Annotated in this window: 11 protein-coding genes and 1 pseudogene; 3 read left to right on the plus strand and 9 right to left on the minus strand. The window is 60.0% G+C overall.

Annotated features, from left to right (window positions below):
- Window positions 1-19 precede the first annotated feature (19 nt).
- The gene (gene bcsN, locus AC1D35_RS03760; RefSeq protein ID WP_113308443.1) at window positions 20-1,003 is read right to left on the minus strand and encodes a cellulose biosynthesis protein BcsN; all 984 of its coding nucleotides are present in this window, start codon (window positions 1,001-1,003) and stop codon (window positions 20-22) included.
- Between the two features lie 286 nt (window positions 1,004-1,289).
- On the opposite strand from bcsN, the gene AC1D35_RS03765 reads away from it, so the two are divergent.
- Entirely contained in the window at window positions 1,290-1,610 is a 321-nt protein-coding gene (locus AC1D35_RS03765) for a DUF1236 domain-containing protein (protein WP_113308442.1), read from the plus strand.
- 33 nt (window positions 1,611-1,643) lie between these two features.
- Here AC1D35_RS03765 and AC1D35_RS03770 read toward each other — a convergent pair whose 3' ends face one another.
- Window positions 1,644-3,281 (minus strand): response regulator, encoded by a 1,638-nt coding sequence (locus tag AC1D35_RS03770; protein WP_113308441.1) that lies wholly within the window; start codon window positions 3,279-3,281, stop codon window positions 1,644-1,646.
- Window positions 3,282-3,474: 193 nt separating this feature from the next.
- Between AC1D35_RS03770 and AC1D35_RS03775 the strand changes: the two genes are divergently transcribed.
- Window positions 3,475-3,816, plus strand: a complete 342-nt coding sequence (locus tag AC1D35_RS03775; protein ID WP_113295309.1) for a response regulator — start codon at window positions 3,475-3,477, stop codon at window positions 3,814-3,816.
- Window positions 3,817-3,859: 43 nt separating this feature from the next.
- On the opposite strand, the gene AC1D35_RS03780 is transcribed toward AC1D35_RS03775, so the two are convergent.
- From AC1D35_RS03780 to AC1D35_RS03805, 6 genes and pseudogenes are all read right to left on the minus strand, one after another.
- Window positions 3,860-4,402: a MerR family transcriptional regulator gene (locus AC1D35_RS03780; protein ID WP_113295308.1), complete on the minus strand. Its 543-nt coding sequence runs from the start codon at window positions 4,400-4,402 to the stop codon at window positions 3,860-3,862.
- Between the two features lie 148 nt (window positions 4,403-4,550).
- Window positions 4,551-4,889, minus strand: coding sequence for an integration host factor subunit alpha (locus tag AC1D35_RS03785; protein ID WP_007819963.1), 339 nt, complete (start codon window positions 4,887-4,889; stop codon window positions 4,551-4,553).
- A gap of 106 nt (window positions 4,890-4,995) precedes the next feature.
- A complete protein-coding gene (locus tag AC1D35_RS03790; RefSeq protein ID WP_113295307.1) occupies window positions 4,996-5,967 on the minus strand; it encodes a beta-ketoacyl-ACP synthase III in 972 nt (323 codons plus the stop codon).
- A 19-nt stretch (window positions 5,968-5,986) separates the two neighbouring features.
- Window positions 5,987-7,033: a phosphate acyltransferase PlsX gene (plsX, locus tag AC1D35_RS03795; protein WP_113295306.1), complete on the minus strand. Its 1,047-nt coding sequence runs from the start codon at window positions 7,031-7,033 to the stop codon at window positions 5,987-5,989.
- Window positions 7,034-7,134: 101 nt separating this feature from the next.
- Window positions 7,135-7,689: a DUF177 domain-containing protein gene (locus AC1D35_RS03800; RefSeq protein ID WP_113308440.1), complete on the minus strand. Its 555-nt coding sequence runs from the start codon at window positions 7,687-7,689 to the stop codon at window positions 7,135-7,137.
- Window positions 7,690-7,700: 11 nt separating this feature from the next.
- Window positions 7,701-8,292 (minus strand): annotated as a pseudogene (locus tag AC1D35_RS03805) (ubiquinol-cytochrome C chaperone family protein).
- A gap of 188 nt (window positions 8,293-8,480) precedes the next feature.
- On the opposite strand from AC1D35_RS03805, the gene AC1D35_RS03810 reads away from it, so the two are divergent.
- Window positions 8,481-9,014: an outer membrane protein assembly factor BamE gene (locus tag AC1D35_RS03810; RefSeq protein WP_113295303.1), complete on the plus strand. Its 534-nt coding sequence runs from the start codon at window positions 8,481-8,483 to the stop codon at window positions 9,012-9,014.
- A 175-nt stretch (window positions 9,015-9,189) separates the two neighbouring features.
- Here AC1D35_RS03810 and AC1D35_RS03815 read toward each other — a convergent pair.
- The coding region (locus AC1D35_RS03815) for a sodium/proton-translocating pyrophosphatase (protein WP_477938224.1) at window positions 9,190-10,199 on the minus strand (1,010 nt) is incomplete at its 5' end.

Below are 10,199 nucleotides of genomic sequence, written 5' to 3' on the forward strand. Positions count from 1 at the left end.
CGGCGCATCGGGCATGTTGCTATTTCCGGCAGGCGACCGTCATGGCCGCATCGCCTATACAATCAGGCGAAGGCACGGTCACACCGATCGGCCTTGCCGTTTGTTCGATCGGTGCCGGCGCCTCTGCCGGCGGCTCTATCGCATTCGTTTGCGTGTCGTCAGTCGGCAGCGGCACGCGGGGACCAACGGGCGGCTGCAGAACCGGGGCGGCATGTGATGGCTGGCCCTGCACGCGGCGTACGGTTACGGCCCGTGGCTGGCGGATCGCGGCCGGAGCGGGCTCGTAGCCGATCGGCATGGAGTTCGGGCGATAACCACCCTCGTCCGGATAGATCGGCGCGCCGGTCTGACCGAGTGCCGGATTGGCCGGCGGCGGAGCGCCGTAGGGATTCCAGATATCACCATCGAAAGTGCCGGTAACGGTGTAGCCGTAGACGATTGCGAGAAGCTGGCGCTCGGTGGCGCGCGCATCACAAAGTCGCAGGCGGAGCTGGATCATGCCGAAGTTGCGCGCCTGCGTGTGCGCCGCCTGGCTTGAGCGGATCTGCTGCCAGGCGTAAATGCAGGTATCGCCGCCGCGACTCTGACCAGAGGCGTAACCGAAGGGGCCGTAGCTGTTCTGCAGGAAGGTGGCTGACGTTGCCATCGGAACGCCGGGAACCGAGCGCGCCGTCTCACGGGCGATATCCCCCTCCCGGATCATCCGGTAGGAATCGCTGCTGACGCCGGGATTGGCGCCGGACGCGCCGAGAAACTGCGCTTTCAGGAAATTCTGGCCCTGAACCGACGACGAGGTGAAGAGCGATATCGTCTGCTCCACGCCATTTCCGCGCTTTCGCTCAACGACGCTGACGATCGACGGACCGCCAGGAGGCGGCAGGACAAGTGCCTTTTCCGGCTCCACGGTCTCAGGCCCGGCCGGCCGACGCACTCCACCTGTCGACGTGCAGCCGGCTATCATGGCCGCAATGGCCACCACCGATATCGTCTTCGGAAAATGCATGTCCTGGCCGTTGCTATCGTATTTTTAATCTTTGTCTGAAGGGACAAAGCGCGACGAATTTGCGAATCAACAACCCCTATGTCGTTCATTAGGAATAAACGATGCTTATGGTTAACAAATGGTCAACAGCTCGCCAACAGTTTTGTCGGGTAGAGCTTACGAAAACTCTACCTCTGCGAGCGTAACTTCGACCTTGCCCCGCCTCTACGCGCCGCGTTTCGCGGTCGGAACCATGAAGCATGGTAGGCGTTCTCTCCGATGTCTGGGTAGGAAAAGGAGAATATCCATGCGCAAAACCACGCTGGCCGCGGCCGCCCTCATGCTAACCGTAAGCTCTGCCGCCTTCGCGCAGAGCAGCGTCATCGTAACCGATCCGGCGCCGACCGGTTCGACCGTCGTTCTTCCGGGCGAAGTACGCACCTATGTGATGGAACAGAGCGCTCCCTCCGTCGTCTATGACGGCGACATAGCCGTCGGCGCGACGCTTCCCAACACCGTGGAAGTCCACACCGTGCCGAATATCGACGGCTATGGCTATACCGTCATCAACGAACGCCGGGTGATCGTCGAGCCGCAGACACACCGTATCATTCAGGTTCTGGAATAGGCTATCGGCAAGGCGTGAGGTTCTTCCCGGGCCTCACGCCTGTTCTGCGGGAGGCTTGCTGTTCAGCACCTCGCGTACCTTGTGCGCGAGCTGCTCCAGGCTGAAGGGTTTGGCAAGCAGCGAGACGCCATGGTCCAGTACACCATTATGAACAATGGCGTTGCGGGTATAGCCGGTCGTGTAGAGTATCCGGATATCCGGCCACTTTTCCATGACGGTATCGGCAAGCTGGCGGCCGTTCATCTGCGGCATCACGATATCGGTGAAGATGAGATCGACGCGCTCGGTCTCCAGAATCTCCAACGCCTCGGGGCCGCCGGCAGCCTGCAGCACGCTATAACCGAGCTCGCGCAGGCTTTCGGCCGTCATCTCCCGCACGCTCTCGTCATCCTCCACGACAAGGACGGTATCCTCGACGCTTCCCTGCGGGATCGGCGCCATCGATGTCGCCGCAAAACGTGCGTCACCGGAACCGACATAGCGCGGGAGATAGATCTTCACCGTCGTGCCGCGATCGATCTCGGAATAGATCTTGATGTGTCCCTTGCTCTGCTTGACGTAGCCATAGACTTGGCTGAGGCCGAGCCCAGTCCCTTTTCCCGGACCTTTCGTCGTGTAGAAGGGATCGAAGGCGCGTTCCAGGACCTCGGGCGACATGCCGGTGCCGGTATCGGTGATGCTGATCATCACATATTGGCCGGCCTCGACCTCGTGGTGCGTACGGGCGTAGCGGTCGTCCAGTTCGGTATTGGCCGTTTCGATCGTCAGATGTCCGCCATCAGACATGGCGTCGCGGGCATTGACCGAGAGAGTGAGGATGGCGTTTTCGAGCTGGCTCAAATCCGCAAATGTCGGCCAGAGGCCACCGGCTAGAACCGTCTCAATCCTGATCTGCTCGCCCAGCGTCGGGCGCAGCAGTTCCGACATGCCACCGACCAGCTTATTGGCGTCTGTCACCTCGGGGGCCAGCGGCTGCCGGCGCGAAAAGGCGAGCAGGCGCGCGGTCAGCACCGCCGCCCGCTGCGCGCCGTCCCTGGCACTCTGGATCGAATTCAGGAGGCGTGGATCCTCCTTGCCGTTCAACCGGCGCTGAGCAAGATCGAGGCTGCCGATGATGATCGCCAGCATGTTGTTGAAATCGTGGGCAACGCCGCCGGTCAGCTGGCCGATAGTTTCCATCTTCTGCAACTGGCGCACTTGCGCCTGGGCAGCGGCATGCTCCTCCATCTCGCGCTTGAGTTCGGCGGTGCGCTGAGTGACTGTCTCTTCCAGCCTTGTATTGAAATTGTTGAGCGCTTCCCGCAGATGCCCCTGCCGGCCATGCGAGACGATGATCGCCTGCATCAGTCCGACGATGATGAATGCGTTGACGATGAAGGTGGACAGACCGATCCATTGGCCAAAGGTGACGGGCCAGAAGACGTTATGCGGCACGACGAAGAACTGCTGGACAAGGAAGCCCGCCAGGACAGCAGCAACCGCACCTGGCCCGGCGCCGCCGATGAAGCTTGCGATCAGGACGGCCGGCAGGAAGCTTAGAAAGGGAAAGCCGGAGAGATAATCGCCGGCGGCAAGACGCGTCAGGAAGGTGAGCGCGACAACGGCGACGGCGAGCGGATAGGTCAAGCCCGGCCTTTGACGCAGCCAGTCCGTGGTGCTCAACAAATCCATTTTCCAGCCTCTTCCCCTCCGTTACGAAAACGGTACTCCAGCTTTTGCATATCGAATCCGGCCGGGCAATACGCTGTTTCTCGCATCGCTGGCTCCCCAGCCTTGACGAGCAGCCGGCTCGGGACAGATAAGCCGTGATCCCCCGCAAGGGGCCTGACACGGGCCTACGCAAGGGTAAAGGGTGGACGGGACCATGAAAGACATATTCATCGTCGAAGACGACGCGCTGATCGCCATGCTGCTTGAGGAGATGCTTGAGGATCTCGGCTACCGCGTCAGCGCCAGCGTTCCGGATCTGGAGCAGGCGCTCGATGCGGTCCAGAACAAGGAATTCGACGCGGCTATCCTCGACGTCTCGTTGGCTGGAAAGAGCTCGCTACCGATCGCAAAGCTGCTTGAGGCGCTCGGCAAGCCCTATGTCTTTGCGACGGGATATGGCAGCGCGCCCGAAGGCAGCAATTCAAGCCAGCCTGTCCTGCAAAAACCGTTCCGGCTCTCCGATCTCGAAAAAGCGCTGAAAGGCATGCAGGCCTAGCGGCTGCCAGAGCCAGCCTCAAGCATTCTGACCAGGAAAGGCTCTAACGCACCTGATCGAGCAGACGCTTGCATTCCAGAAGATCGTAAAGCGCCTCCTGGAGAAGCGCACGATCCTCCTTGCCGACACTCGACTTGCCGACCGAGATTTCCGGCTGATCGTCCTCGCCGCTGACGAAATTGAAGAAGCGGCGCGTGATCGGCGGCTTGGCGCGGCCAACGATCTGGTCCTCTTCCGCCATGGCGATGCGCGGTTCCCCTGCGGCGGTATCGTTCACGCCGGCCGAGAGTGATTCGACGCTTGCAAGATCGCCGTGACCGACCGCAACGACAAACTTGTTGCCGTTGGTCTTTAAGAGCTTCTGTACACCCTTGATCGTATAACCGTGATCGTAGAGCAGATGGCGGATGCCTTTCAAAAGATCGACATCCTCCGGCCGGTAATAACGCCGGCCACCGCCACGCTTCATCGGCTTTATCTGTGGAAAGCGGGTTTCCCAAAAGCGCAGCACATGCTGCGGCAAGTCGAGATCATCAGCAACTTCGCTGATGGTGCGAAAGGCATCCGGGCTCTTGTCCAACGTCATACTGCTACGCGACCTCGCGGATCGATCCAAACGGCGACTCATCACATTTCAACGGTTTGGAGCCGAGAATTCAAGTCACGTCTTCGCGTTGCGCACAGCAGGAGGAGCTACGCGGCAAAAAAAGGTTCCGTTCGGCGGGAAAAGATGATCAGGCAGCCGGGTTCTGCGGCTTGGTTTTGCCCTTCCGGGCAACATGGGACTTGAGAATGCGCGTCTTAAGCACATTCGAAGCCTTGAAGGTCATGACGCGGCGGGGCGAAATCGGAACTTCCTCGCCGGTCTTCGGGTTGCGCCCGATACGCTCGTTCTTGTCACGCACCTGGAAGGTCGCGAAGGAGGAAAGTTTGACGGTTTCGCCGCGCACGATGGCGTTGCAAATCTCGTCGATAACCGTTTCGACCAGCTCAGCAGATTCTGTCCGGGAGAGACCGACCTTGCGAAAAACGGATTCCGCCAGGTCTGCTCGCGTCACTGTCTTTCCGGTCATGGTTTCCCCGCCCAATAGAAATTATTTTGTGAAAGCGAGCAAAGAGTATTTGTCTTGCGCCTTACGGTCAAGCTCTTGTTCGCCGCCAGTTTTTTAGGATTTGTGCCTACCAGCGCAGCAAAACGGCGCCCCAGGTGAAACCGCCGCCCATGGCTTCCAGCATCACGAGGTCGCCCTTCTTGATGCGTCCGTCGCCTGCAGCCGTCGCAAGCGCCAGCGGAATGGAGGCAGCGGACGTATTGCCGTGAAGATCGACGGTAATGACAACCTTTTCCGGGGCAATGTTCAGCTTCTTCGCCGAACCGTCGATGATGCGGCGATTGGCCTGGTGGGGGACCAGCCAGTCGAGATCATCAGAGGTCGTTCCGGTCGAATCGAAGGCCGCCTGGATGACGTCGGTAATCATGCCCACGGCATATTTGAAGACCTCGCGGCCCTCCATGCGCAGCTTGCCGACCGTACCCGTCGAGGAAGGACCGCCATCGACGTAGAGTTTTTCCTTATGCGAACCGTCGGAGCGCAGATGCGCGGTCAGCACGCCGCGGTCTGCCGTCGTCCCCTCGCCTTCGGCTGCTTCCAGCACGATCGCGCCTGCGCCGTCTCCGAAAAGCACGCATGTCGTGCGGTCATTCCAGTCGAGGATGCGGGAGAAGGTCTCAGCACCGATGACGAGTACGCGCTTGGCAAGACCGCCACGGATATAGGCGTCGGCCGTCGTCACCGCATAGACGAAACCCGTGCAGACGGCCTGAACGTCGAAGGCAAAGCCATGCGCCATGCCGAGACGATTCTGGATGTTGACTGATGTCGCCGGGAAGGTGTTATCAGGCGTCGAGGTGGCACAGATGATCATATCGATATCACCAGGCGTCAGCCCGCCATTTGCGAGCGCGGCACGCGCTGCCGCCTCGCCGAGCGACGCCGTCGTTTCGTCATCTCCGGCAATGTAACGCTGCCGGATGCCGGTACGCTGGACGATCCATTCGTCCGACGTGTCGACGACACCTTCCATTTCGCGATTGGTCATCACGCGTTTCGGCAGTGCAGCTCCGAAGCCACGAACCACTGATCGGATCATATTGCTTGAACCCCGTCGCTCACGCGGCTTCCGGCCCCATAGGGGGCAGCCGCTTGGCATGATATTTTTTGAGATCGTTTTCTATTTTCTGGGTCAGGCCATTCTTGGCCATGTCATAGCCGACTTCGATGGCCGCGGCTATGCCTTCGGCATTCGCTCCGCCATGGCTCTTGATGACGATGCCGTTCAGGCCAAGGAAGACGCCGCCGTTGACCTTGCTCGGATCGAGCTTCTCGCGCAGCATGTCGAAAGCGCTCTTGGCGAAGAGATAGCCGATGCGGGCAAGCAGCGTGCGCGACATTGCAGCACGCAGATAGGCGCCAATCTGCCGGGCTGTGCCTTCGGCGGCCTTCAGCGCGATATTGCCCGAAAAGCCTTCCACCACCACGACGTCGACTGTGCCCTTGCCAAGATCGTCACCTTCGACGAAGCCGGAATATTCGAGCGAATCGAGATTGGCTTCGCGCAGCAGGCGACCGGCCTCCTTGACCTCTTCCTGGCCCTTGATTTCCTCGACGCCGACATTCAGCAGGCCGACGGTCGGGCGCTCCAACTCGAAGAGCGCGCGTGCCATCGCGCCGCCCATGAGCGCGAAATCCATCAACTGCTGCGAATCGGCGCCGATCGTGGCGCCAACGTCGAGCACGATGCTTTCGCCCTTCATCGTCGGCCAGATGGCGGCGATCGCCGGGCGTTCTATATTGGCCATCGTGCGAAGACAAAACTTTGCCATGGCCATGAGCGCGCCGGTGTTGCCGGCGGAAACGGCGACATCGGCCTCGCCCGACTTCACCGCTTCGATAGTGCGCCACATGCTGGAGATATAGCGGCCGCGGCGAAGCGCCTGGCTGGGCTTCTCCTCCATGCTGACGGCAAGCTCGCAATCATGAAAAGTCGACTTTTCCCTGAGCTTGGGAAACTTCGCCAGAACCGGCTCGCACTGTTCCTTGATACCGTAGAAGACGAAGGAAATATCCGGGTGCCTGTCCAGCGCCTTGGCGGCGCCAGGGATGACAACCTGGGGACCAAAGTCGCCACCCATGAGGTCGAGAGATATTCTGATCACGCGTCCCTGATCCTTCTCTTTCGCCTCCAGGACGAAATTTCGGCCAAAATACCGGTTTTGGCGTCGCTTACAACTGAATTGTGGCAAATGCCGGGGATGCTTCAGTCCTTTTTCCAGTCCTTAAGCGCGGCAAATGCGGAAGGCTTCCGGTCATTTTCACCGGTGTCCTCGATATGACCCTCGAACTCCACGCCTTCCTTGCGCGGATAAGGATCGATGGCGAGTGCGGCGAATTCCGCAACGATCTCGCCGACATCGATCGTATCGCCGACGAAGGTCTGCGGAAGATCCGGACCGTCAGGATCCAGTATCATTTCACCGGCATCATTGGCCGGATGGCGCGCGAGCTTGGAATTTTCCGGAACGAAGATCTGCTCAAACGTCTCATCGATCCTGGATTCGACCGGCTCGAGGGTAACGATGCAGGACTGAACGATCTTCGCCTGCACGCGTCCCTTGACGCGTATGCCGTCGCGCTTCCACCTGTTGATCTGCAGATCCGCGTGGAGATCGTCCACCGACACGACGTTCCAGCTTTCGGCCAAGGCCTTCAGCTCGTCCTTGTCGGCGCTCACGCGGACCTCAACCGGGTTAGCGGAAATGTGGCCGACCTTTACAGGATAGGAAAAAGGAATCTCGTTGTGATCGTTCTTCATGGTCTTGCTCCTCAGGCGACCTGCGGAATCGTCGCCGAGCCGGTGGAGATCGCCTCTTCGGGAATGGCCGACAGGTGGGCTTCCGCCGCCATCATCCAATGCGCCAGCCCGCTCATGTCGGCAGCCCCAGCGGTTTCGGGATAGATATTGCGCTGGAGTGCCGCGGAAAGAGCCGCGACATCACCGGCATCCATCGCCTTCGAATAGGCTTCAAGCCGGCCATAGAACATGCCCGCGAGCTTCTTCATGCGCTTCGGCACGCTATTGTCGCCGATACCGAGTTCGCGAATCGAATAGTCGATATCCTGAAAGAATGCATCGACGATTTCCTGGGCGATCTCCTGGCCGCTCGTCCCCGATGCGCGGGTGCGGCGGAAAAACAGGATCATGGCAATCGACAGCATCTCGAAGCGGCCCATGACGGTATCGGGCACGTCAAGGCGTTCATAGAGCTCCGGCATGCGGGCAGCGGCCGTCAGAGCCGCGTATTGCCGCTCGACGATGGCCTGGTTGCTGTTTCTCTTACCGAAGAGCCCGAAGATCATTTGTTTTTTCCGGAAATGCCGCATTCTTGGCGCCGAGCGGCACCGGGCCTTGTTGCATGATTTCGAAAGCTGGTTTACCGAAGCAGGCGCGAATTGCAATGCTGTTCGTGGCTGGTTTCGGGACAGCTGCGCTTCGGTGGACAAAGAGGCGGATCGGGAAAATTCGACCCCGGAATGGCCACAATGGTTTTGCAGGAGGAAGCACGCAGTGTTTGGAATGGCTGCTATCGATACTCAAGGGAGTAGATGTCGTTGAAGAAACGGTATTTCAAGTCAGACGTGAAATTCTTCAGCAATGCGGCCATTGCCATCGTAATCGCCTCCGCCACCGCCCTCTCAAGCTGCCAGACGAGCACCGTGCTGAACGGGGGCTATATTGTCGATGAGCAGTCGCTGGCGCTGGTGCCCGAGGGTTCCAGCCGCGAGCAGGTGCTGCTGTCGCTCGGTACGCCATCCACGACGGCAACCTTCGACGGCGAAGTCTTCTATTACATCTCGCAGCGCCGACAGCGCTCGATGGCCTACCAGAAGCTGCGCGTCACCGAGCAGAGCATTCTCGCCATCTATTTCGACAAGGACGGCGTCGTGACCCGCCGCGCCAACTATACTCTGCAGGACGGCAAGGTATTCGACACGATTGCCCGCGTCACGCCGACCGGTGGCCGCGAACTCACCTTCCTGCAGCAGATGCTGTCCGGCGGCAGCGCGGCGAATGCGGCCAAGAGCCTGTTCGGTGGCGGTGCCGGCGGCACGCCGCAGAACCCGTCCAGCCTGCGCTGACGCAAACTGTTTTCCACACAAAAAACCCGCCGGAGCGATCCGGCGGGTTTTATTTCATTCGCTTGAAGCGTCTTGAAGCACGTCGCGATCTTTAAGATTCACTTGCCACGTTTCAAGTCCTCGTTTTCCGCATGTCGTCATCGCAAAACTGCTGAACAGTTTTGCGCGACATGCGTCAGCTTGCGAGAACCGCCAGCAGCAGCAGCGCCACGATGTTGGTGATCTTGATCGCCGGATTGACGGCGGGACCGGCCGTATCCTTGTAGGGATCGCCGACGGTGTCGCCTGTCACCGACGCCTTGTGAGCCTCCGAGCCCTTCATGTGGCGCACGCCGTCCTTGTCGACGAAGCCGTCCTCGAAGCTCTTCTTAGCATTGTCCCATGCGCCGCCTCCCGACGTCATCGAGATCGCCACGAAGAGACCGTTGATGATGACGCCAAGCAGCGATGCGCCAAGTGCTGCAAAGGCTGAGGCCTTCGAGCCGGAGATGACGAGCACGCCGAAATAGACAACGATAGGTGCCAGCACCGGCAGCAGCGACGGTATGATCATCTCGCGGATCGCTGCCTTGGTCAGAAGATCGACGGCTCTGCCGTAATCAGGCTTCTCCGTGCCCTGCATGATGCCGGGCTTTTCCTTGAACTGCCGACGCACTTCCTCGACGATCGCGCTGGCAGCACGCCCGACGGCGGTCATCGCGATGCCACCGAAGAGATAAGGAATCAGTCCGCCGAACAGCAGACCGGCAACCACGTAAGGGTTCGACAGATCAAACGAGATCGGGCCGATATTCTGGAAATAGGGATACTGGTCAGGATGCGCTGCAAAATATTGCAGGTCGTTCGCGTATGCGGCAAAGAGCACCAGCGCACCGAGACCGGCCGAACCGATCGCGTAACCCTTGGTGACGGCCTTCGTCGTGTTGCCGACGGCATCGAGCGCATCCGTGGACTTGCGCACTTCCGGCGGCAGATGGGCCATTTCGGCGATACCACCGGCATTATCAGTGACCGGACCGAAGGCATCGAGTGCGACGATCATGCCGGCAATGCCGAGCATGGCGGTGACCGCAATGCCGGTGCCGAACAGGCCGCCGAGCTGATAGGTGGCGATAATGCCGCCGACGATGACGATTGCCGGCAGGGCCGTCGATTCCAGGGATACCGCAAGGCCCTGGATGACGT

Source organism: Rhizobium sp. P1_E6, from assembly GCF_056405875.1.